The organism is Marinobacter sp. MBR-105 (genome assembly GCF_053628895.1).
This window is the reverse complement of sequence record NZ_JBRJHG010000009.1, coordinates 95802-119514: the sequence shown is the minus strand read 5'-3', so window position 1 is coordinate 119514 and position 23713 is coordinate 95802. Positions and strand designations below refer to the sequence as shown.

19 protein-coding genes are annotated in these 23713 nt (G+C 59.9%); 13 read left to right on the top strand and 6 right to left on the bottom strand.

The window, feature by feature from the left end:
• Positions 1–28 precede the first annotated feature (28 nt).
• Positions 29–2473 carry an EAL domain-containing protein gene (locus ACSSVV_RS12115; protein ID WP_454106317.1) on the bottom strand — a complete coding sequence of 815 codons (2445 nt, stop codon included), beginning with the start codon at positions 2471–2473 and terminating at the stop codon, positions 29–31.
• A 127-nt stretch (positions 2474–2600) separates the two neighbouring features.
• On the opposite strand from ACSSVV_RS12115, the gene ACSSVV_RS12110 reads away from it, so the two are divergent.
• The 7 genes from ACSSVV_RS12110 to ACSSVV_RS12080 all read left to right on the top strand — a co-directional run bounded on the left by ACSSVV_RS12110 (position 2601) and on the right by ACSSVV_RS12080 (position 11079).
• The gene (locus tag ACSSVV_RS12110; protein ID WP_011784037.1) at positions 2601–5450 is read left to right on the top strand and encodes a class I adenylate cyclase; all 2850 of its coding nucleotides are present in this window, start codon (positions 2601–2603) and stop codon (positions 5448–5450) included.
• Positions 5451–5521: 71 nt separating this feature from the next.
• Positions 5522–5716, top strand: a complete 195-nt coding sequence (gene lptM / locus ACSSVV_RS12105; protein ID WP_022992130.1) for an LPS translocon maturation chaperone LptM — start codon at positions 5522–5524, stop codon at positions 5714–5716.
• Positions 5717–5751: 35 nt separating this feature from the next.
• The gene (gene lysA / locus ACSSVV_RS12100) at positions 5752–7002 is read left to right on the top strand and encodes a diaminopimelate decarboxylase (RefSeq protein WP_011784039.1); all 1251 of its coding nucleotides are present in this window, start codon (positions 5752–5754) and stop codon (positions 7000–7002) included.
• A 14-nt stretch (positions 7003–7016) separates the two neighbouring features.
• Complete coding sequence (gene dapF / locus ACSSVV_RS12095; protein WP_031211627.1) at positions 7017–7943, top strand: diaminopimelate epimerase; 927 nt, start codon at positions 7017–7019, stop codon at positions 7941–7943.
• Positions 7944–7961: 18 nt separating this feature from the next.
• A complete protein-coding gene (locus ACSSVV_RS12090; protein ID WP_023011759.1) occupies positions 7962–8711 on the top strand; it encodes a DUF484 family protein in 750 nt (249 codons plus the stop codon).
• Complete coding sequence (xerC, locus tag ACSSVV_RS12085; protein ID WP_031209908.1) at positions 8708–9682, top strand: tyrosine recombinase XerC; 975 nt, start codon at positions 8708–8710, stop codon at positions 9680–9682. Before ACSSVV_RS12090 ends, xerC begins: the two co-directional genes overlap by 4 nt.
• Positions 9683–9693: 11 nt before the next feature.
• Positions 9694–11079, top strand: a complete 1386-nt coding sequence (locus tag ACSSVV_RS12080) for a diguanylate cyclase (protein ID WP_454106316.1) — start codon at positions 9694–9696, stop codon at positions 11077–11079.
• A 9-nt stretch (positions 11080–11088) separates the two neighbouring features.
• On the opposite strand, the gene ACSSVV_RS12075 is transcribed toward ACSSVV_RS12080, so the two are convergent.
• A complete protein-coding gene (locus ACSSVV_RS12075; protein ID WP_023011756.1) occupies positions 11089–11322 on the bottom strand; it encodes a DUF2789 domain-containing protein in 234 nt (77 codons plus the stop codon).
• Between the two features lie 117 nt (positions 11323–11439).
• On the opposite strand from ACSSVV_RS12075, the gene ACSSVV_RS12070 reads away from it, so the two are divergent.
• Positions 11440–14187: an ATP-binding protein gene (locus ACSSVV_RS12070; RefSeq protein ID WP_454106334.1), complete on the top strand. Its 2748-nt coding sequence runs from the start codon at positions 11440–11442 to the stop codon at positions 14185–14187.
• Positions 14188–14200: 13 nt separating this feature from the next.
• On the opposite strand, the gene ACSSVV_RS12065 is transcribed toward ACSSVV_RS12070, so the two are convergent.
• Positions 14201–14566, bottom strand: coding sequence for a hypothetical protein (locus tag ACSSVV_RS12065; RefSeq protein WP_224850891.1), 366 nt, complete (start codon positions 14564–14566; stop codon positions 14201–14203).
• Between the two features lie 239 nt (positions 14567–14805).
• Here ACSSVV_RS12065 and ACSSVV_RS12060 point away from each other — a divergent pair, with 239 nt between their 5' ends.
• Both ACSSVV_RS12060 and ACSSVV_RS12055 read left to right on the top strand, forming a co-directional pair.
• Entirely contained in the window at positions 14806–15414 is a 609-nt protein-coding gene (locus tag ACSSVV_RS12060) for a hypothetical protein (RefSeq protein WP_011784047.1), read from the top strand.
• Entirely contained in the window at positions 15392–17638 is a 2247-nt protein-coding gene (locus tag ACSSVV_RS12055) for a patatin-like phospholipase family protein (RefSeq protein ID WP_454106315.1), read from the top strand. Before ACSSVV_RS12060 ends, ACSSVV_RS12055 begins: the two co-directional genes overlap by 23 nt.
• A gap of 12 nt (positions 17639–17650) precedes the next feature.
• On the opposite strand, the gene ACSSVV_RS12050 is transcribed toward ACSSVV_RS12055, so the two are convergent.
• The 3 genes from ACSSVV_RS12050 to ACSSVV_RS12040 form a co-directional block, all read right to left on the bottom strand.
• A complete protein-coding gene (locus ACSSVV_RS12050; RefSeq protein ID WP_022992137.1) occupies positions 17651–18310 on the bottom strand; it encodes a GntR family transcriptional regulator in 660 nt (219 codons plus the stop codon).
• 64 nt (positions 18311–18374) lie between these two features.
• Positions 18375–19811, bottom strand: a complete 1437-nt coding sequence (gene cls, locus ACSSVV_RS12045; RefSeq protein ID WP_022992138.1) for a cardiolipin synthase — start codon at positions 19809–19811, stop codon at positions 18375–18377.
• Positions 19808–20848, bottom strand: a complete 1041-nt coding sequence (locus ACSSVV_RS12040) for an AraC family transcriptional regulator (protein WP_022992139.1) — start codon at positions 20846–20848, stop codon at positions 19808–19810. The genes cls and ACSSVV_RS12040 overlap by 4 nt, the downstream gene beginning before the upstream one ends.
• A gap of 384 nt (positions 20849–21232) precedes the next feature.
• Here ACSSVV_RS12040 and ACSSVV_RS12035 point away from each other — a divergent pair, with 384 nt between their 5' ends.
• The 3 genes from ACSSVV_RS12035 (at position 21233) to ACSSVV_RS12025 (ending at position 23684) form a co-directional block, all read left to right on the top strand.
• Complete coding sequence (locus ACSSVV_RS12035) at positions 21233–22027, top strand: alpha/beta fold hydrolase (RefSeq protein WP_454106314.1); 795 nt, start codon at positions 21233–21235, stop codon at positions 22025–22027.
• A 101-nt stretch (positions 22028–22128) separates the two neighbouring features.
• A complete protein-coding gene (locus ACSSVV_RS12030; protein WP_454106333.1) occupies positions 22129–23217 on the top strand; it encodes an SMP-30/gluconolactonase/LRE family protein in 1089 nt (362 codons plus the stop codon).
• Entirely contained in the window at positions 23214–23684 is a 471-nt protein-coding gene (locus ACSSVV_RS12025; protein WP_454106313.1) for an acyl-CoA thioesterase, read from the top strand. Before ACSSVV_RS12030 ends, ACSSVV_RS12025 begins: the two co-directional genes overlap by 4 nt.
• Positions 23685–23713: the final 29 nt, after the last annotated feature.

Here is a 23713-nt window from a genome sequence, read left to right as displayed (position 1 = left end):
GTAGAATGAAGCCTGCCCTCAACATAACTTAGCCGCCGATCCAGCCCGTACTCAGCTCAACCCCTACCGGCTTCAGCTCCGCCAGCGGTCGGGGCCTTGATAACCGGTAACCCTGGCCAAAATGGATGCCCAGGGTACGGACCTTTCTCAGGGTTTCGTCGCTCTCGATAAAGGTGGCAACGGTCTCCTTGCCTGCGGCTTCTGCAATACGATGCAGGGCATCCACCATTACTTGCTGAACCGGGTCATCCTCCAGATGATCCATCACCCGTCTATCCAGTTTGATGATATCCACCGGCAGCTGGGCGGCCAGGCTGTAGCTTTCCACGGAGGCACCAGCGCCCTCCAGAGCCACCCGGCAACCGATTCGATGCAGTGCATCGCAGAGCACGGCCACTTCGTCCGGATACTGGGTGGCATGGGCTTCCCGGATCTCCAGGCAGAAGCACTCCGCCCGGAACGGTGAGGGTGCCAGTAGCTGTTCCATGAAATCGGCAAAGGTGTCATCCAGTACCGAGGCCAGAGACAGGTTGAAGCCGCAGTATTTCAGCCTTGGTTCCAGCAGTCGGTGCTGCCCCAGCCAGTCCAGGGCCTGACGAATGACCTGACGGTCCAGCCGTTTGGCCAGGTCAAAGCGCTCGGCCAGGGGCAGGAACTGTCCGGGCAGGAGTGTGGTGTCGTCCGGTCCCTGACCGGGAATGCGACACAGTATTTCAATATGGTCGCCCCAGGTCACACTCGCCACCGGCTTCAGAGCCTGGAACTCAAGGATCAGTTGATGGTGGTCCAGGGCTTGGCGGAGCTGTTCCAGCTGCTTGTTTGTACCAGTATCGCCGGCGGCATCCGGCAGTGCATGGGCGGTGTGGATCCGGTTCCGGCCTGAAGTCTTGGCGGTATGGCACAGGTCCGCAGCCTGGGTGAGCAGCGTGTCGGCCCGTTCCGGCAACTCACTGTCCAGAATCAGCAGACCGCCGCTGGTAGTGGTCTGCAGGGTATGCCCCTGCCATTCAAACTGGAACTGGGCAATCTGTTCGCGGATTTCCTCGGCGATCTTTCGCGCTCTGGGTTTCGGGCAGTTCTCGATGAACAGCGCAAAGGTATCGCCGGCCAGTCGTGCCAGGGCATCGCGCTGTCGCACGCGCAGCCCGAGCATGGCGGCCAGTTCCCGCAGGTAGCGGTCGCAGGTGCCGCTGCCAGCGTCCTCGTTGAACTGTTCGAAGTTGTCCAGATCCAGAAACAGCAGCCCGTCGGTGCTCTGGCGTTTGTGGCGATGGCCCATGGCCCGTTCCAGGTGTTCGATGAAAGAACGGCGATTCATCAGTCCGGTGACCGGATCGTGTCGCATGCGGTAATCGCTGTTGCTGGTGTGCTGGATCCGGTTGCTGATATCGCGTGCGACATGAACGGCCCCGGTGACCTCACCCCGGTCTCCGCGGATGCTCTGGAAGTGAAATTCGTAAATCGGCAGTCCCTCTCCCTGGCGGTTCAGGGGCATTTCTGCCACAAAATGCTCACGGTCGAAGGCCCGTTGCCATAGCCGTTCGATCAGTCTCCGCTCATTTGGGAAGTCCTTCAAAAGGCTGCGCAGGTTGTCTCCGGTCTTTGGCGTCAGGTCAAAGGCGTGTTGAAACTGCTGGCACCAGGGGGTGTTGAAATGCAACAGCCTGAACTCGGTGTCGATGGCTACCACCAGATCAGAGGATGCGGCGGTCGTGGCTTGAAGAATCTGCTGAGCCTGTTGTTTTTCCAGATCGTGGACCATGGCCTCGCTGTGGTTGACCATCACGCCGCCGAGTTTTTGCACCCGGCCGCCGTTCTTCAGAGCACGACCGGCCAGAGTAACCCGTTGTGGCCGTTGCCGGCTGGTGAGAATGGTCAGGTCCATGCTGAACGGCTGGCCGGTGCGCATACAGCGCCTGAACATCGCTCGTACCCGGTTCTGGCCTGTCTGGCAGTAAAACAGCGCCTGTTCCGGTGTCAGCTCGCTGCCGGCTTTGAGTTCCAGCAGGCGGTACATACCTTCGGACCAGCTGATCTCGTTGCTGGGCATGTCCAGTTCCCAGAGACCAAAGCCGGCATTCTGTTCCGCCAGTCGTTGAATCCGGCTATCCATGGCATCGCTGTCTCTGAGGGTAATCGAGGCGGTAGCGGCCTGGTCTGAATCCCGGACCTCCATTCGCAGCCCGAGCAGGGCAGTAAAGAAAAAGCCATCCTTGTGGCGAAACGTCACCAGCACTGTCTGGCCATTGTCGAGCCGGTGTCGGTGGGCGGGGGCGAAGGGATCGTCCTGGCGGGAAGCCAGAATATGCTGGACTTTCTGCCCGGTCAGATCGCTGATGTCGTAGCCAAACATGGTTTCTGCATGGCGATCAGCCTGGATGATCCGGCCATCGTCATCCACCCGAAGCAGGGTGGGCCGGATAACGGGGCCCGTCGGATCGGGCCGGTAGCGTTGAATCAGAAACTCTTTCACAGCTCGGGTGCCTCGCTCGGGCTGGCAGCGTGTTCACTGCCTGTGCTTTTATTTTTTTACAGGTTTTGCCACGATTCATTCATCATACTGACTATCTTGCCGAAAATAACCTCTTGCCGGAGCTCTCTTGACCGTTCACGCCGCGCCCATAGTTCTCGATTTCGAGGATGGAATCGACCGAAAGACGCTCAGGCGCCTGCGGGACCGGTTTCTGCTGGTTAACCAGCAGCGCTGGCAGCGGGCGTGCTCGGCACTGACCTACCGGCAGCAGATGGTGCTGGAGTTGTTGCCGCTGGTTTTTCACCGTAACCATCCGGCCTTGCCTGGCTATCTGGATGGTAACTGCCCGGACGGCTTCAGTGGTTACACGCCCGGCCAGGAAGTGCTGGACGCCGCCCGCCGTTACGCCCGTAGCTTTCACTATCGTGACAAGGGCACTCGAAAGCCTGATCTGGACAGTCTGTTCCTGATGGGAAGCCCTGGCACCCTCGGCCACTCGGTGGCCAGTGATCTGGATGTCTGGCTCTGCCACCGTCAGGATTTGCCGGCGTCGGGCATTCGGTGCCTGGAGCGAAAAGCCGAAAAACTGTCGGAATGGGCCGGTGGCCTGGGGGTGGAGCTGCACGTGTTTGTGTTCTCTGCCGCCGATTGGCGGGCCGGGCGCCAGCGCGTGGAAGTCACCGGGGAAAACTGCGGCAGCGCCCAGCATTTTCTGTTGCTGGATGAGTTCTACCGCACCAGCATTCACCTCGCCGGCCAATATCCGTTGTGGTGGCTGATCCCGGTAGACCGGGAGGCCGATTACGACCACTGCCGGCGACAGCTGGTGGAGTGTCGGTTTATCCAGGCCAGGGATTACATCGACTTTGGCGCGGTGCCGGACATTCCTCCCGCAGAACTGCCTGGCGCTGGCATCTGGCAGCTCTACAAAGGAATCGATGCGCCCTGGAAAGCCATCCTCAAGCTGCTGTTGATTGAATGTTACGCCACCGACCGGGAGCGACCACTGCTCTCGGCCAGCTTCAAGCAGGCGGTTCACAATGGTGTGATTAGCGCCGATGCCCTGGACCCCTACGTGCTTTTGTACCAGAGACTGGAGCAGTGGTTGCTGGCCCGTGACGGCGCAGATCGGCTGGAGCTGGTGCGCCGAAGCCTGTACCTGAAATCCGGCTTGCCGCTCAGCCGGGCGGGTATGGTAGGTGACCCCTGGCGGGTCGAGTTGTTGCGCAGCCTGGTTGAAGGCTGGGGCTGGTCATCGGAGGATCTGGGCAGGCTGGACGATCGTCAGCGCTGGTGTGCCGAGGAAGTGATGGGGTTACGCCGGCGGGTGGTTGCCGAGCTTACCCACAGTTACCGCTTGCTGGCCAGATTGGCCCGGGAACAGGATGCACAGGCGTCGATCAGCGCCAATGACATCAACCTGCTGGGCCGCAAGCTCTATGCCGCCTTCCAGCGCAAGGCCGGTAAGGTCGAGCTGATCAATCCTGGGCTGGTGCCCTCGCTGGCAGAAGAGAATCTGTCGTTTCACCATCGCAGTGAACAGGGGGCAGCCGGAGACGGCTGGTTGTTGTACCGGGATCTTGAAGATCCGTCCGACGCCTTCTGGCAGCCGGTTATTCGCCGCGCCGGCAACCTGGCTGAGTTGCTTGTCTGGTGTTACTGCAACGGGCTGCTCAGTCGCAGTACACGGTTGAATGTGCGAGCGGGCCAGAGCGTGGCGTCGGTCAGCGAGTTGAAGGAAATACTGGATGTGCTGGCTGGTTTCCTGCCGGTGCCTATGCCCCCGGCGCCCCGGCAGGCCCTGTCCCGTGCAGTACGGCCGTTACGCAACCTGTTGTTGCTGAATGTGGCGGTGGACCCACAGGCTCATCTGACCGAGCGGGGGCTGCATAAACTCAGCGCCCGCAACGACTCGCTCGGGTTCAGTGGGGCCCGGGACAACCTGGTGGTGACCATCGACCAGATTACCCTGAACAGCTGGCACGAAGTCAGTCTGCAGCATTACGCGGCTGGGGATACCCTGATCCAGTGTTTGAAGAATGTGCTCGCTCAGGTGGCGATCAACCCTGCGGAATTGCCGGATATCCGAGTGATGGCGCCCAGCCGGGGGCACGGACAGGCCATTGCCCGGCGTGTGAGTGAGTTGTTTGCCGATGTGCTCCGACAGTTTTTTGCAGGCGGCACCGGCCCCCATCCCTTGCGTTATATCATCGAGATGGATCAGCGTTATTTTCTGCTCCAGTTCAATGGGCAGGAGCCGGGGTTTGTTGCCCTGGATAGCCGCGCGGCATTGATGGATGCCTTGTTCCAGCCCCAGGACAGTTTTCTGCCGGTGGTGCCGGATCGCTATGCTTTGCAGGATGCTCCCCTATTGAAAGCGGTATGTGAAGCCTCCGAAGCCGGTAACATCCAGGTATTCTGGCAGCTGCAGGGAGACCAGGGCCAGCTCTGGGTGGTGGATGAGTATGGCAGTCTGTGGCATCGCCAGCTGAAGGCCCAGCAACGCCGTCATCTACTGGCACCGTTATTGCGATTTCTGGACAGTGTTATTGAGCGCCGGCAGTTGCGCCAGGCAGATAATCTGGAGCCGGTCGCCGGTATCCGGTGTTACGAACTGGTACGCAGGGATGGCCGATGGCTGGCCGATCCGCGGCCAGAACTGGTCGCCGGAATGCCCTTGTCCGGCCTCGAAGTGCAGGCGGTGGGCGTGCAACAGGGTGACAGCATTCTGCGCTTTGATCTGTATTGCAACGATCAGGAGTTTACCGTGCAGGAATATGGCGACCGGTTGATTCCGGCGGTGGCCCATTACATCCGCTCCCTGCGGCAGAGTCCGGACCCCTATCCGGTGTATCTGACTGACCTGCATCTGCCCCACGATCTCGATCCACAGCTGTATCAGCGCGATATCCAGACCAGCCAGTACCTGTTCTACCGGGCGCAGTTGGAAGATGCCCTAAACCAGCACCTGTCCTGAACATGTGAATCCTCGCGGTGCGGCCCGGGTGTCGGGTATACTTCGGCCATTATTCACTCAGGGGATTGGGTATGCAGCTTGGGCTTGTGCGCCGCCTGGCCGTCGCGCTCTCGGTGTTTGTGGTTTTGATGGTATCCGGTTGTGGCCAGAAAGGGCCGCTGTACCGGAACGCGCCGGTGCCCGACGCCGTACCATCGCAGACTGGTGACACCGAGGCAGCTGCGGAGGCGGGCGAAAATGCCGATGAGGACAATGAACAGCCCTGAGCCAGACCACCCGACCTTAAGCTTTCAGGAACAGCATGGATCACTTCAATTACCGTAACGGCGAACTCTACGCCGAAGACGTTGCCGTTGCCGATATCGCCGAGCGCTTTGGTACGCCAGCCTACATCTATTCCCGGGCGACGCTGGAGCGCCATTACCGTGCTTACGATGAGGCCCTGAAGAATCGCCCTCATCTGGTGTGTTATGCGGTCAAGGCGAACAGCAATCTGGCCGTGCTCAATGTGCTGGCTCGTCTGGGGGCCGGTTTTGACATAGTCTCGGCCGGAGAGCTTGAACGTGTGCTTCGTGCCGGCGGGGATGCCGGTAAAGTGGTTTTTTCCGGCGTTGGCAAGCAGGAATGGGAAATGAAGCGGGCCCTGGAGGCCGGCGTTCGCTGTTTCAATGTCGAATCCGACACCGAGCTTGATCGCCTGAACAAGGTGGCTGGCGAACTGGGAGTGAAAGCGCCCATTTCCCTGCGAGTGAATCCGGACGTGGATGCGGGCACTCATCCTTATATCTCGACCGGCCTGAAGGAAAACAAGTTCGGCATCGATATCGCCGAGGCGCCGGCAGTCTATGCCCGGGCGGCCAGCCTGCCCAACCTGGATATCCACGGGGTGGACTGCCACATCGGCTCACAGCTGACGTCTGTTTCGCCGTTCTTGGATGCCCTGGGCCGGGTGCTTTCTCTGATCGACACCCTGGCAGAGCAGGGCATCCGTATCCGCCATCTGGATATGGGGGGCGGTCTGGGTGTGACCTACAACCAGGAAACCCCGCCGCAACCGGCAGATTATGTGAAAGCCCTTAATGAACGCATGGGTGATCGGGAGCTCGAACTGGTGCTCGAGCCGGGCCGCTCCATTGCCGCGAATGCGGGCATTCTGGTGACCCGGGTGGAATTCCTGAAGTGCACCGAACACCGGAATTTCGCCATCATCGATGCGGCCATGAATGATCTGATCCGGCCGGCACTCTACAGTGCCTGGCAGGCCATTATTCCGGTTCAGCCCCATCAGGACAGTGAGGAAAGGCCCTGGGACCTGGTGGGCCCGGTGTGCGAAACCGGCGATTTCCTCGGCAAGGATCGCGCTCTGCGCCTGAAAGCCGGCGATTTGCTGGCGGTGCGCTCGGCTGGGGCCTACGGATTTGTTATGGCCTCTAACTACAACACCCGCAACCGGCCCCCGGAGTTGATGGTGGACGGAGATCAGGTGCATGTGGTTCGGCGCCGGGAGACTCTGGACGACCAACTGGCGCCGGAAAGTTGCCTGCCGGAATGAGCGGGGGGAACGAGATGTCTCAGCAACGACGTGGCCAGGGTCCGGTCCTGCGCTTTACCAAGATGCACGGGCTGGGTAACGACTTCATGGTGGTCGACGCCATCAGCCAGCCATTCCGGCTGGCCCCGGACACCATCCGGGAGCTGGCGGATCGCAATTTCGGGATCGGTTTTGATCAGCTGCTGGTGGTGGAGCCACCGGGGCTTCCGGATGTTGATTTTCGCTACCGCATTTTCAATGCCGATGGCTCGGAGGTGGAACAGTGCGGCAACGGAGCCCGCTGCTTCGCCCGCTTTGTGCGCGATCAGCGCCTGACCAACAAGCGTGTTATCCGGGTCCAGACTGCCAAGGGTGTGATTGAGCTCAAAGTGGGTCGGGATGGCCTGGTAGCGGTCAACATGGGGGTGCCGGAGCTCAACCCCCCCGCGATCCCCTTTGCGGCAGATCAGCGCAAGGATGTGTATACCGTCGACGTGAATGGTCAGACGGTCGAGCTGTCAGCCATCTCCATGGGTAATCCCCACGGAGTGCTGGTGGTGGACAATGTCGATACGGCGCCGGTGGAAAGCCTTGGCCCGCAGTTGGAAAAGCATCCCCGGTTTCCGGCCAGGGCCAACATTGGTTTTCTGCAGGTGATTGATCGCCGCCATGCCCGGTTGCGGGTGTTTGAACGGGGCTCCGGCGAAACACTCGCCTGCGGCAGCGGTGCCTGTGCAGCGGTGGTGGCCGGTTGTCTCCGCGGCTTGCTGGACAGTCGGGTCGAAGTCGAGTTGCGTGGCGGCAGGCTGGTCATTGAATGGCAGGGGGAAGGTACCCCTGTTATGATGGAAGGTCCTGCAACCACGGTATTTGAAGGCCAGTTGCGGCTGCCTGGCGAACCCCAGCCCCGGCGCCGCAGGAGTGCCCGCCCGAACACCCGACCTCATAAAAACGGGGCCTGAACCGATCAGGAGAACACGATGACAGAACAAACGGCCCGTCAGAAGGCCGGCGAACTCACCAGGGAACAGGTCGCAGAATATCTGAGGGCCAATCCGGACTTTTTTATCGATCAGGACGAGCTGCTGCGCAGTTTGACTCTGCCCCATGACAGCGGCCGGGCGATTTCCCTGGTGGAGCGTCAGGTGCACCTGTTCCGGGAACAGCGGGACACGTTACGCCGGGAGCTGGTGGAACTGGTGTCCATAGCCCGCCACAACGACCGGTTGTTCGAGAAAAGCAAACGCCTGCTGATGCAGGTGATTGAAGCCCGTAACCTGCAGGATATGGCGGCTGCCATTGATGACAGTATCCGGGGTGATTTTGGTCTGGATGCCGCGTCGGTACTTCTGTTCAGTGAAACCGGTCAGCTTCAGTCACAGGGTGCCCTGCATATGGTGGATGCGGCCGCGGCACGTGAGCGGTTGGGAAGCCTGCTGGAAGGGGAGCGGGCCGTTTGTGGCCAGTTCCGTGAGAATGAGCGTGAATTCCTGTTCCCGGACCGTGACGAGCCCATCGCCTCCGTTGCCCTTGTGCCCCTGCGCCACGAAGGTCTGGTGGGGGTGTTTGCTGTCGGCAGTTGTGAACCCGGTTACTTTGATCAGAGCATGGGCTCGCTGTTCCTGAGCTACATCAGTGACACCCTGAGCCGGCTTTTACCGCCTATGCTCAAGCGCCATGGTACCGGCGCTCCGGTGACGGACCTGACCGCGGAGACCGGCCAGGGGTGAGCGTGGCGGCGAGTGACCACAAAGGATCAGCGAGCCAATTGGCGGCGCTGACCGGCTTCATTCGTCATCTGCAATCCGAGAAACGGCATTCACCCCGTACCTGCGAACACTATCAGCGCGACCTTCAGCGGCTGGTCGCCTGGCTTGCGGATAACGGCCTCAATGACTGGTCAGAGCTGTCTGCCCACGATGTTCGGCGCTACGTAGCCCGGCTCAGCCGGGATGGGCTGAGCGGACGCAGCATTGCCCGGCACCTGTCGTCGATTCGGCGTTTCTACCAGTACCTGCTTCGCGAAGGGCTTGCCATCGATAATCCGGCTCTGGACATCAGGGCGCCGAAAAGTGGTCGGCGTTTGCCCCGCGTTGCGGATGTTGATCAGATTGGCCAGTTACTGGATGCCACCCCCGAAGACCCCCTCGAAATCCGTGATCTGGCCATGTTCGAACTGATGTATTCCTCCGGCCTTCGGCTGGCGGAGCTGGCCGGGGCCGATCTGTCGGCTCTGGATCTGAAGGGCCCAGAAATCCGCGTTCTCGGTAAAGGTAACAAGGAGCGCGTGCTGCCGGTCGGCCGCAAGGCCGTGGCGGCGTTGCAACAGTGGTTGTCCTGCCGGCGGGCACTGGTCACCGAGGGTGAGAAGGCACTGTTTGTCAGCCAGCGGGGTACCCGCCTGAGCCGGCGCAGTATCCAGAGTCGCCTGTCTCGCTGGGGTATTCTGCACGGCGCGGACCAGCGTTTGCACCCCCACCTGCTCAGGCATTCCTTTGCCAGTCACATGCTGGAATCCAGTGGCGACCTGCGCGCGGTTCAGGAATTGCTGGGTCATGCGGACATTGCCACAACCCAGGTCTATACTCATCTTGACTTTCAACATCTTGCCCGGGTTTATGATCAGAGCCATCCCCGGGCGCGCCGCCGAACGACCGATCGCACAGGGTGTGAAGAGGAAGACCATCGTGCCGGCCAGTAAGGGAGTAGTTCATGGCATCTGAAGATTCCTGGAAAGAGAAATATCTCAGGGAACTGGAAGAGGCAGAGCATCGGGAAAAACAGTGGGAATCCGAACGTAATCTGCTGGAAAGAATGCTGGTACGAACCAGTCTGGCCTCTGAAGGGCAGCGACCGGAGCTGGACGAATTGTTGGGTCGGTTGCGGGAGGATATCCGTAAGAAGCAGATCAACCTGCAGCACTGGCGGGAACTGCAGGACCAGATTGACCGGCAGATTACCCTGCTGGACGAGCAGGCCGGGCCTCAGGCTGTGTCGCCCACACCGGAACCGCAAGCCCCGGCAGAAGGTGTGGATCTGGCGGATACCACCCAGCGACTGAGAATTGCACGACGCATCGGCCAGTTACTGGGGCAACTGTTGCAACAGGCTTCCCTGGAGCCGGCCGCAGAAGCAGAAGCCCGGGAATTACAGCAGACCTTGCTGACCAGCAACGACTGGGAAGTGCTCCGGGAGGGGCTGAACCGGGTCGCCGATCTGGTGATTGCCGCCATTACCCGCAGCCAGCGCGAATTCGAGGCCTTCCTGAAACGTCTGGATGAACGCTTGCAGGCGTTGCGGGAGCATTTTGCCCAGCAGAGTGACGCCCAGACTGGCCGGCAGGACGCCACAGCGACGCTGGACCGGGAAATCCGTGCCGAGCTGGACAAGGTGGAGGATGACATCCGCGCCAGCGAGGATATTCAAGCTTTGAAGCAGTCGGTCAGTCAACGCCTGGAATTTATTGGCAGTGCGCTGGAGCGGTTCCGGACGTCGGAAAGCGAGCGTGAAAAACTGCTGGCGAACCAACTGGAAGCCATGCAGGAGAAAGTCGCGGCCATGGAGGCCCATTCGGAACAGATGCAGGCCCAGGTGCGTGAAGAGCGTCAGCGAGCCCTGACCGATCTGCTCACCCAGCTGCCCAACCGTGAAGCCTGGCAGGAACGGCTGTCGTTTGAATACAATCGCTGGTTGCGCTACCGGCACCCGCTCACGGTGGCTGTGCTGGACGTGGATCTGTTCAAGCGCATCAACGATTCCTATGGCCACAAGGCAGGGGATCGCGTGCTGCAGTTGGTGGCCCGGGAGATGAGCACTCGCCTGCGGTCGACGGATTTTATCGCCCGGTTCGGTGGCGAGGAGTTTGTGGTGCTTCTGCCGGAAACGCCCACAGATGAAGCCCGCAAGGTATTGGATTCCCTGCGCGAACATGTATCCGGCCTGCCGTTCCATTTCAGCGGCGAGCCGGTAAGCATTACCTTTTCAGCGGGGCTGACCGGTTTTCAGGACGACGACACCGAAGAGTCGGTGTTTGACCGGGCTGATCGGGCCCTCTATCAGGCCAAGGATGAGGGCCGAAATCGGGTGTCGGTGCTCTGACCCAGCCAATCAGCGCCTTAGCAGGGCATCCAGTTCATCAATCACCTCCGCCCAGTCGCTGTCATCTTCCAGCCCTTCCTCCAGAAAATGGGATTGGCTCTCTGACCAGAAGGGCGCATCCTGGATAGCGACTTCACTGGGTAATGGTGAATGTCGGGCGATGAAATGCTCGACTTCCGATTGACCGGAGGGCAGACCCAGTTGTTCGAACAGGGTGCTCAGGCTGTGTTTGCTGGTGTCCATGGTTACGTACCTCCATCAGCTCATTGGCAAAATGCAATCCTGCCCGTTTGCAGGTATGGTTTTCCTGAAATGTAGTGGACCCGCCGAGGATATCCAGTGAAGTCTCGTTCACAGTTCATGTTTTGCCTCCTGTTGCTGCTTTTTCAAGGGGCCGTGTTGGCGGATCCACCCCAGAATTCGCCGGCGCCCGTACTGGGCGTTGAAGATCTGCGTTGGCTTGCAGAACAGGATGGCTTCAATGTGGGGGTCAGGCATACCCAGGTGCCGCTGGTGTTCGATACCGGGGAGGGGCGCATGGCGGGCATCTGGGTGGACTACCTCAACCGCTTGTCCTCCAAGCTGGGATTGCCCATTGAGCCCTTTCTGATGAACCAGATGCTGGGCACTGAGCGGCCAGAGCCGGACCTGATCCTGACCACCCGACTGCCCGGCGCCCCGGTTATTCCCGGCGTGCGACACACAGCGCCCTTGATGTCACTCACCTACGGGGTGTTTGTGAATGCCGGCGACCCGGCAATCCGGACTTTGTCTGATCTGGAGGCAGCGAAGGTTGTCATTGTCGGCGACGACCCCAATCAGTTTCCGCTGCTGGACCCGGTGGAAAGCTTTACGCCGGTACCGGTTTCCAGCCTGGGTGAGGCGGTCAGCCGGGTTATGTCGGGCGAGGCAGATGCTTTTCTCGGGCCGGTTCCGGTGGTGTCTGACTACCTCGAATCGGCGATGATCAATGGTGTCGGGCTGGCGGTGTTGCTGGATCGGCGACCTGTGGATGTGGTGCTGCAGGTTCCCATTGAGCAGGAGCGCATGTTTCGGGTGTTTGATCGCACGGTATCGTCACTGACCCATCAGGAACATCGCAATATTCGCCAGTCCTGGTTGGCGGGGGAGCTGCCTGAAGTCGAGACCCGAAACGTGGCCCTGACCGCCGGTGAACTGGAATGGCTGGCCAGTAACTCGGAGATTACCGTCGGACTGAGGCCGGACTGGCCGCCGTTCGAGTTTGAACAGGATGGCCGGCCCACGGGGCTGGTCGCCGACTTGCTCAGCCGGCTGGAGAAGGATCTGGGGATTCGCTTCCAGCGAGTGACGGTAGACAGTCGGGCCGGTGCCGAGGAAAAACTGAAATCCGGTGAGCTGGACGTGCTTCCCGGCATGTCCCGCACGCCTCGTACCGAGCAGGAATTCCTGTTCACCCGGGCCTATGTCAACGTGCCCATTGCGCTGGCGATCCGCGACACCGGTCGCTTTATCGGAGACCTGCGTGAACTTCGGGATGAGCGGGTGGGCGTGGTAAACCGCCAGGCCAGTCATGACTATCTGCTGATCAATCATCCGAATCTCGACATCTATCCCCAGCAGACCGTGGAAGATGGGCTGCTTGCGCTTTCCAACGGCGATCTGGATGTGATGGTGACGCATATCCCGGCGGTAAGTTACACGGTGGCACGGCTCGGTCTGTCGAACCTGCGGATTACCAGTATTACCCCTTACCAGTACGATCTGAGACTGGCGGTCAGCCCGGCCCAGCCCGAGCTCCACCGCATTCTGAACAAGGCGCTGGGGAGTCTGCCGACGTCCGAAACCGAAGCCATCTATAACCGCTGGATTCACCTGGATATCGAACAGGAAGCCGATTACACCGTGGTTCGGCGAATCATTTTGATAGCCATCGTGGTGGTGCTGATCTTTCTGTACTGGAACCGCAAACTGTCACTGGAAGTGGATGAGCGAATCCGGTCCGAGAATGCGCTGCGCCGGAGTGAGGATGAACTCCGTGCCGCCAAGCTTGAGGCGGAGCGACTGGCCCGGGAAGCGGAGGCTGCGAGCCGTGCCAAGAGCGAATTCCTGGCCAACATGTCCCACGAAATCCGAACGCCTATGAATGCGGTGATCGGCTACAGCGATCTGCTCTACAATTCGGTCACAGATCCCCAGCAGCGCAATTACCTCAATGCCATCCGGGCGGGCAGTCGAAGCCTGCTGATGCTGATCAATGACATTCTGGACCTGTCGCGGATCGAGGCCGGCAAGATGCGCCTGGATTTCGGCCCTGTGTCCGTGCGCCGGCTGCTCAGTGATGTCCGCCACATCTTTGACCTGCGGGCGACGGAGCAGGGCATTACCCTGGAAGTGAGCGTGGGGTCGGGTATGCCCTCGGCGATGATGCTGGACGAGACCCGCTTGCGACAGGTGCTGTTCAATCTGGTGGGCAATGCCATCAAATTCACCCACGAGGGCGGGGTTACCGTGCGAGCGGTGGCCAAGCCGCTGGGTGAGCCGGCGGATGCCGATACCGAGGTTTGTTACTACCGGCTGGTGGTGACCGTAGCTGACACCGGTATCGGCATTGCGCCGGACCAGCAGGAGCGCATTTTTGAAGCCTTCGAGCAGCAGGAAGGCCAGAGTTCCCGGCGTTATGGCGGCACCGGGCTGGGGCTTGCGATCAGCCGTAAACTGGTGGAAATGATGGGCGGCAGACTGACCGTGAAAAGTGAGGCCAATGTGGGCTCGACGTTCAAGGTGGTACTGCCCAGGGTAGAAGCGACGGTGGAGCAGGCTGATGACGATGGCGCGCCTGAGGAATCCGAGCGCCTGCTGGCCCAGACCATGAGTATGCATGAGCGGGGCTGGCTGCGGGAAAAACTGGCTGAAGACTTCGGTAACGAATGGCAGGAAGTGCGCGAGAGCGGTGACCCGGAACAGATGAAGGATTTCGCGGTCCGCATTATCGAATGGGGGCAGCGGCACCGCTCATCATCGGTCACGCGCTACGGTGAGAAGCTGTTGGCTGATGTGGAGGCCTTTAATCTGGACGCGGTGAATACCGCCCTGGATGCATTCCCCCGCCTACTGGGACAGGAATAGCCCGAGCTACAGGCTAGAGGCAGTCAAACTGGGACTGGCGGTCAAAGGCCACGGCCACCATGTCGTAGCCGGAATCTGACAGCGAGCGGATCAGCTCACGATCTTTCAGCAGGGTCATGCACACTTTGTGTACGCTGGCCTGGAGTTGTTCGGCGGCCGGCTGCTGGTTCGGAAAGCGGAAATCCACAATCAGGTATTTCCGGTCTACACTGGCCTGGGCGGGAATGTCCTCGCGCTCGATGCTTTCATAGCCGATGTAGGTGGCTTCATTGGCCTGAAAAACCTGGCTCATCAATACATCCAGGTTTTCGGCGGATACCTGCGCCGATGACAAGCCGAGCACCAGACCAGAGAGAAGGGCGGTAATGATGGTGCGCATGTGAGGCTCCCGGAACGTAATCTGCGATTCTTGTTAGTGTAACCAAGTGTAAATTTTGGTTACAGTTGATTGTTGCAGAGTGTGGCGTACTTTTCCTCCTGTGGACGCTGGATTTTTCAATTGTTTGCAATGCTGAAATGATTTCCGGATGGTAAGGCCCGGCGTTGGTTAATGCCTGTTGTGGCCTGTGATTTCAGCTATCATTGACCAACAGTTGTTGTAAAAGCAGAGGGATAGCCATGTACCAGCTCGTGTTCAAAGGAGAGTGCACACCAGGCACCGATCTGGAAACCGCTCGCAACAATGCCCGGGCCCTGTTCAAGGCCAGCGTCGAGCAGCTGGACCGCATGTTCAGTGGGCAACCGGTCGTCATTCGTAACAAGCTTGAGCAGGTTCAGGCCGAGAAGTATCTGGCGGTGCTGAAAAAACACGGAATGGTGGCGTATGCACAGCCGATGCCCGGAGCCGAGCCGGCCAGGCAAGCGCCGGCGCCCTCTGCTCAGACTCCGGCCTCACAGCCGGTCCCGCCACAGTCTCCGGCACCAAAGCCGGCGCAACCGGAAGCGAAATCCGGTAACACTCCAGCCGTTGAACCGGGCGATCGCCTGCCGGTGGCCGGCGAAAAGGTGGATGATATTCTGGCCGGTTCCGGCCTGAGCCTGGACCCGGTCGGGGTGACTCTGGTTGAGCATCAGGAAGCTGAGGCACCGATGTTTGAGCATCTTGATGACTGGACACTGGCTCCGGCCGGCAGTGATCTGGGTATAAAACGGGATCTTCCCCCACCGGTTGTGCCGGATACCTCCCATCTGTCACTGGCCGACGATGACAAAAAACAGACCTCGTAACGGGATCGTGAGTACTCGCTCGCCGTCCTGGTTACTGTGCATTCTGCTTGTCCTGCCCGGGTTCCCTCATGCTTTGGCCGATGCTGATGCGAGTAATGCTCGACCAACCATAGGTCTGGTGCTCAGTGGCGGTGGTGCCAAAGGCATGGCTCATGTCGGGGTACTGCGGGTACTGGAAGAAATGCAGGTGCCGGTTGATGTGGTGGTCGGTACCAGTGCCGGATCGGCCGTTGCCGCCCTGTACGCCACCGGGATGCCGGTGGAAGAAATCGAACAGCGATTTATCGGGCTGGACTGGCTGTCCAGTTTTCGCGATGACCCAGGCCGGGCCTACAAGCCGGTGCGCCGAAAGCAGGACGATTGGCGCCTGCCTCTGGTGCCGGGTATTGGCGTCGGTTCCGAGGGCGTTCGGTTTGGTGGCGGACTGGTTACCGGCCAGAATCTCGGCTTTATTCTCAATGAGCTGACCCGTAACGCCGCCCTGGTGGATGACTTTGATCAGCTACCCATCCCGTTTCGGGCTGTGGCGACCGATCTGGAAACCGGCGTTGAAGTGGTGATTGGCGACGGTAACCTGGCTGATGCGATTCGTGCCAGCATGAGCATTCCCGGCGTATACGCGCCGGTGGAAAGGAGTGGGCGATTACTGGTGGACGGTGGTGTGGCCAACAATCTACCGGTCAGCGTGGCCCGGGACATGGGCGCTGATGTGGTCATTGCCGTGGATATCACCGATCCGCTCATGACCACTGAAGACATGCGCGAAGCTTTTTCAGTGGTCGGGCAGCTCACCACGCTGATGACCCGGCGCAACACCGAATTCCAGCTGGGCCTGTTAACCGAACGCGACATCCTGATTCAGCCAGATCTGCAAGGCCACACCTCTGCCGATTTCTACGACGCGCCGGTGCTGTTTGAGCTGGGGGCCAGCGGAGCCAGGGATCATGCTGTGGCCCTGAACCGGCTGGCAGTGTCTGACTCGGAGTGGCGGGATTACCGCAACCGGCTTCGAGCCGAGGAACTGGCGCCGGGGCCGGTCGCCCGGATCGAATTCCGTAAAGGCGACCGCCTGGCCAGTGACTTTCTGCGCGAGCGCATCCGGCAGAAAGAGGGTGAGCCGCTTGATGTCGAGCAACTGGAAGCCGACCTCAAGCGCATCTATGGCCTGGGCTACTATGAGACGGTGTCCTGGTCCATGCGGCCTTCCGAGGCCGGCCCGGTGCTGATCATTCAAGCCCGGGAGAAGAGCTGGGGGCCCAACTATCTGTCGTTTGGTCTGAATTATGAGGACAACTTCGACGGCGATACCCGCTTCAATCTGGCCACCGGGTTGCGAATGACCGAACTCAATCGCCTTGGCGCGGAATGGCAGACCGGGCTCCAATTAGGCACCCAGCCCTGGGTGCGTAGCCAATGGTACCAGCCTCTGGATTACGGTTATGACCGGTTTGCGGTGGTCGGGGTGGAATATCGCCGTGATGATTACAGTGTCTACGACAACGGCGACCGTATTTCCGAGATTGATGTGACCTTTCGGGAAGTGGATCTGGCCCTTGGCATGGAACTGGGTGGCGATGGCGAGATCCGATTGGGTTATGTCCGTGGCTATGCCACCGTGGATGACGAAGTGGGCGTTCCGGTTGCACCTTCCGGTAAGGTGCATCAGGGCTACGGCAGCCTGCAACTGGTGCATGATTCCCTGAGTGATGCCTTCTATCCGAAATCCGGTGCTTTTGCCGGTATCCGGGCCAGAGTAGAGCGGGAAGAGCTCGGCAGTGACCGGGAGTTCGATGCCCTCACCGGCATGTTGCTGGGAACCGGCACCTGGCAACGTTTCAATCTCACCGGCTTGCTGTATACCCGGCAGGTCATCAGCGGAGAACCGGGCGTTGAGAACGCAGCGCGTCTTGGCGGTTTTCGGCAGTTGTCAGCCTACGCCCCGGGCGAGATCACGGGAAACGATGCCGTTTTACTGGCGGCCTGGGCCAGGCGTGAATTCGGCGGGCCGGTGCTGCCCTGGTTCACCGGCCTGGGATTTGAGACCGGCAATGCCTGGGAGCAGATGGATGATGCCACCTGGTCCGGGCTGGTGCGATCCTGGAGTGTTTTCGCCGGGGTGGATACCTTCCTGGGGCCGGTACAGCTCTCGGCCGCCTATAACAACGAAGACGAATGGACCGCATACCTCAATATCGGCTTCTCATTCACCCAGCTGTTCTACTGAGTTTTCGCGGTATCAGTTGTTCAGAGCGGATAGCACCTGCTCACACTGCTGAACGGCATACCTGTGCAGGATATCTGCCAGTGCCTGTTCGTCCCGTTCCCGTATTATCCGGATGGATTCTTCCATGTGCACCAGGTTGTCTTCCAGAACCTGTTTGCCGCCATGGCGGAAGGCGACAAAGGCGCAACGCTTGGCAGAGGGCCAGAGATCCTCGATGGCCGAGACAATAAAGTAATTGTCGGCGTACACCAGTGAGGCTTTGGTGTATTCAATACCCAGCTCCAGAAACGCCATCAGATCGTTGTTCTGAAAACGGTCCCGCATCTGCTCGTACAGGGATTCCAGCCGCTGCATGTCATTCGGTTGCCACTGACGCACCAGCTTCCGTCCGGTGTGAGTCAGGTACAGTTCCAGAGTCTCATAGAGACTGCGGACAAAGTGTTCATCCAGCGGCGTGACGAACGCGCCTTTGCGGGGGACGTTACGCACCAGATGGCGCTTCTCCAGCAGCAGCAGGCCTTCCCGGATGGAGCCGTGGCTGACATCCATCTGCTTGGCCATGGCACTTTCATAGATGCGCTCGCCGGAACGGAGTTGCTCGAAGGCAATCAGGTTTTCAATGTGACGAGCGACCTGTTCGGTCAGGGTTTCTCTGGGTTTGAATGCGTTCATGAAATGGTCGTTTACAGCATCAGTCGAGCGCTCATGTTCGCACAAGCGCCCGCCCGGGGCCAGATCAAAGCAGGGGCGCCAATAGTCGTACCGCCCGGCAGCCCAGCCGGAACAGGATAGAGCGCTGGCGATAGTCGTTTTCGGTCATGGGCCGGCTGGCGCCCAGATCTTCCTCCAGCATGGTTTCGACCTGCTGGATGAACGCCGGGCTGGTGTGGACGGCGGTAATCTCGAAGTTAAGGCGCATGGACCGGTTGTCGAGGTTTGCGGTGCCGATGGCGGCGTAGCGGCTGTCCACCAGAACCACTTTCTGGTGCATGAAGCCGGGCTGGTAACGATAGATGCCGATGCCGGCCTGACTGGCCTGTACCAGATAGGAATAGGCGGCCAGCCGAACCAGTGGGCTGTCGGTTTTCTCCGGTATCAGGATGCGAACATCCACCCCCCTGAGCGCCGCCAACTGCAGGGCATTCATGATCTGGAAATCCGGCACAAAATAGGGCGAGGCAATCCAGATCCTGGTGCGCGCGTTGTTGATGCAGTTCAGGAAGAACAGGGTGCAGGTTTCCCAGGTGTCTGCCGGGCCGGTGGGCAATACCAGTACTTCCTGGTCGCCGGGAGGCTGAGACACGGACGCCCAGTTCAGTTCCGGCCGGGTATTGCTGGCCCAGTTCCAGTCCTCCAGCCAGGCCAGCTGGAGGCCGGTGACAGCCGGCCCTTCGATCCGGCAATGGGTGTCGCGCCAGGGTTCCTGGTCCATGGCGGTGCCCAGGTATTCGTCGCCCAGATTGATGCCACCGACAAATCCCACCTTGCCATCGCAGACCAGGAGCTTGCGATGATTACGGAAGTTCATCTGGAAGCGCCGACGTCGGATGTTGCCGTCACCAAACGAGGCAATGCGGGCGCCGGCGGCAGACAGCTCGTTCAGCCATTTGCGGGACAGAAACGCGCTGCCAATGTCGTCATACAGGAACCAGACCTCCACGCCCTGGGCCAGCTTGCGTTCAAGGATGGCCTTGATGCGCTGACCGACCCGGTCTGAGCGGACAATGTAGAACTCCAGCAGCAGATAATGGCGGGCGTCTTCCATGGCATCGAACAGGGCTTCAAAGGTGGCTTCGCCGTCTCGCAGCAGTGTGCAGTGGTTGCCAGCGGTGAATGGTTGCCGGCCGAGTTTGCACAAGACCTGCAATTCATCGCTGAAATGCTCCTGGCCCGGATTGGTGATGGAGGTGGTCTGGCTTTCAAAATTATCGAGCAGGCTGGTCAGGGATTTGTCACCCATGCGGCGGGCCTTGACGTAACCACCAAAGCGATAACGACCAAACAGCAGGAACATGGGCACGGCAATGTAGGGCAGGCCCACCAGCGCAAGAATCCAGGCTATGGCTCCCTGGGCCGTCCGATAGGTGAGCAGGATGCGGTAAACACAGGCCAGCGCCGCCAGGTACAGCGCTGCCAGCGGAATGGCCAGTAGCGAAAGGTTCTCTGTGATCATGACTCGTGTCCCTGATGACTGGCCCGGAACTGGGCCGGGGCAATACCGGTCCAGCGCTTGAACGCACGGCTGAAGGCACTCAGCTCGGAGAACCCCAGGAGAAAGGCGATTTCGCCAAGCGCGTACTGGTCGTCGGCGACATAGCGCAGGGCCTTGTCCTTGCGGACCTGCTCCACCAGGTCGTGGAAACTCATGCCTTCTTTCTTGAGTTTTCGGTACAGGGTCTGGCGGCTCATATGACACTGCCGGGCCAGGGTGTCGGCATCAATCCGGTCGGTGGCCATCTGACGGGAAATCAGGCGCCGCACCTTTCGGCTGAACGAGCGGCGGGTCTGTAGCCGGGCCATGACCGCATTGACCTGTTTCAGCACCGCTGAGTAAACATAGGGGTTCCGGTGCGGGATGGGGTGGCCCAGATGCTTGCTGTCAAACGCCATGCGGGTAACGCCACAGCCGAAATGGACGGTGCCACCGAACAGTTTGCGGTATTCAGCGGCATATGCGGGCTCCGGATGGGCAATTTCCAGCCAGTCAGCCTCGATACTGCGATGGATAAAATGCCGGGTCCGGCACAGGGCGGCGGCCAGGGTGCGGTCCATGTCCTGGCGACAGTAATGATCCGGACGATCCGGCTGCCAGGTCAGGATGGCCTGATCCGGGGTTTGCTCAAAACTCAGGGTGACCGACTCGTTGATCAGTCGGTGCAACCGGACGTACTGGACCACGGCTTCGCCCAGGGTATCGCAGTTGAAGAACACATGGCCGACCAGCCCCATGCGCTCGGGGTCGATCACCTGGCCCGCATGCAGGCCGACGCCCGGATCGGCGGTCAGTTGCTCGGCCAGTTCCCACAAACGGTAATGGGCAGAAGCGGGTACCCGTAGGTCCGGATCTTTCAGAGTCGCCAGTGTCAGCCCGGTAGCCTGTTCCACCCGGACACGATCCAGAAGACCCCGTGTTTCCAGATAATGCACCAGCGCCAGTGTGCTGGATGCCGCCACCTGGGGCGATTCCGGATATTCGGTCTGGGGCTGCATGCCTGGGTTCTGCTCCCGTTTGTTATCTGGTGGACTGATACAAAATGTCAAATGATTGGGACAGCAAGTCAACGGGTTGCCACTACTTCAACGATAGCATGTTGGCTATCAGGTTGAAGTAATGCGTTGCAAAGTGGAGGTGTTGTATGGAACAGGAAATCTTTGTACCCCATAGCGAAATGGAGCGCAAAAACGTTCTGGCACTCGCTGAATACCTGGACAGCATTTTCTATTGCTGATCTTTCAGGCGTATGTCTGTGACCTTCCAGCCGGGCCCTGCCCGGCTTTTTTCTGCCTGTCGGGTTGGCACCAAATTCCCCTTGCCCCGTAAACTGGCAGTGGTAGTGTATCCGGTTTGATCCGACAACCGGAGGCTGCCAGACCATGAGTGTTGCACTGAATCACCGTATTTCCGGTCAGGGAGATCCCTTGATCCTGCTGCACGGACTATTTGGTTCCCTGGAAAACCTGGGTGGTATTGCCCGCCGGCTTGAGGACGGCTGGCAGATTCATGCTCTGGATGAACGCAATCATGGCAGCTCTCCCCATACTGACGACATGGACTATCCGGCTATGGCCGAGGATGTCATTGCCTATCTGGATGCCCGGGGTATTGAAAAAGCCAGTCTTCTGGGCCACTCCATGGGCGGCAAGGTCGCCATGCAGGTTGCCCTGAAGCATCCTGAGCGGGTGCAGTCGCTGATTGTGGCGGATATCTCGCCGGTTACCTACAAGGCCCACCACGACGCCATCCTTGAAGGCATGCAGCAGATGGACCTTCGTGGCGTGAAATCCCGCACCGAGGCGGATGCCCGCCTGGCAGAGTTTGTTGAAATGGCGGGCGTGCGCCAGTTCCTGCTGAAAAATCTGGAGCGTATTCCGGCCCAGGAGCAGACCGATGATGAGGTGACGTTTCGCTGGCGGCTGAACCTGCCTGTCATTGATGCCTGTTATGGCAAGCTGGCGGCGGCGCCGGAAGGGCAGGGACCGTTTGAGGGGCCGGTGCTTTTTATCAAGGGAGCGGATTCGGCCTACATCCAGGAGAAACACCGGGACACGATTCGTACCCTGTTTCCGGGCGCCGAGCTGAAAATCATTGAAGGCACCGGGCACTGGCTGCACGCAGAAAAACCGGACGCTTTCGCCATGCTGTGCCGGCGTTTTCTGGAACAGGCCTGATCTTGTCAGAAACCCTGTGATGTCTGCTAAGGTTAGGCTCACGGGGTTATCCGCCGGGTCGCCTGCGGACAAAGAATCATAAAAGGGAACGGGCGCGCATGATGAAATGGTTGCTGGTTGGCTTGCTGGTTGTCTTTTTGTTGCTTGGCAGCTTTCTGCTGACCCCGTCCCCGATTGACAGCAAAGCCTGGCAGGCGCCTTCGCCACCGGCGATGACTGGCGTACTGGCACCCAATGAACGGTTGCGACTGGCCGATCTGCTCGCCCGTGGTCAGGTATACGGCCCTGAAGACACCACCGTCGGCCCTGATGGCGTACTCTACACTGGCACCCAGGACGGCTGGATTGTGCGTGTTCACCCCGATGATACCGTGGAGCGGTGGTTGGAAACCGGCGGCAGGCCCCTTGGAATGGTGTTTGACAGCAACGGTAACCTGATTGTCGCCGACGCCTGGAAAGGCCTGTTATCCATTACCCCTGAGGGTGACATCACGGTGCTTGCCCGGGAGGCCGAGGGCACCCCCTTCCGGTTTACCGATGATGTGATAATTGCCCCCGATGGCCGAATTTATTTCACCGACGCCAGTTCCCGCTTTCAGCAGCCGGATTACGTGCTCGACTTGCTCGAGATGCGTCCTCACGGCCGGTTGTTGAGGTACAACCCGAAAACCCGGAAAACCGAGGTGTTGCTGGGTAACCTGCACTTTGCCAATGGCGTGGCGGTATCGCACCAGGGCGATTATGTGCTGGTGAACGAGACCTGGAAATACCGCATTCTCCGGTACTGGATCAGTGGCCCCAAGGCCGGCCGGGCTGAAGTGTTTGCCGATAACCTGCCGGGCTTCCCCGACAACCTGGCGGTGGATGGTGAGGGCCGTTACTGGGTGGCCTTCCCGACCCTGCGCAATCCCCAGGTGGATGCCATGCACAAGTCGCCCTGGCTGAAGGATCTGGTTGCCAAATTACCGGACAGCCTGAAGCCCAAGCCCCAGAATTACGGTCTGGTGGTCGCCTTCGATAGCAAGGGCCGGATGCTGACCAGCCTGCACGACACCCGCGGCACTCATCTTCAGGAGATTACCTCGGTTAACCCCCACGATGGCGTTCTATACTTTGGTTCACTTCACAACGACCGTATTGGCCGGCTACCGTTGCAGGCCATCCCTGGCCTTGGAGAAGCAACCCCATGACTGATGCCCCCGTCCTGAACTGGGATTTGCCCGCCCCGTTTACCCTGGATATCACGGTTCAGGCCGAAGACACCGATCGTCTTGGCCACGCCAATAACGTGGTGTATATCCGCTGGCTGGAGGAGGTGAGCTGGGCGCACATCGAGAGCCTGGGCATGACCTGGGCCCTGCACGAGGAAACCGGCAAGGCCATGGCCATTACCCACACCGACGTGGACTACCTGATGTCGGCCAATGCCGGCGACCAGTTGGTCCTGGGCACCTGGCTGACCGACTGGGATGGTCGTTTCCGCTCCGCCCGACAGTTCCAGCTGATTCGCAGGGCCGATGGCAAAACCCTGTTGCGGGGTCTGTCCACTCACGCCTGCGTTGATATGAAATCCCAGCGCCCGGCACGGGCCCCGAAAGCATTCGTCGATATTCTGTCCGGCGCCCTGGTGCCCGGTGGCCGGGGCCTGCCGCGCTAAGGCCGTTGCCGGGAATATCTGCTAGTCTC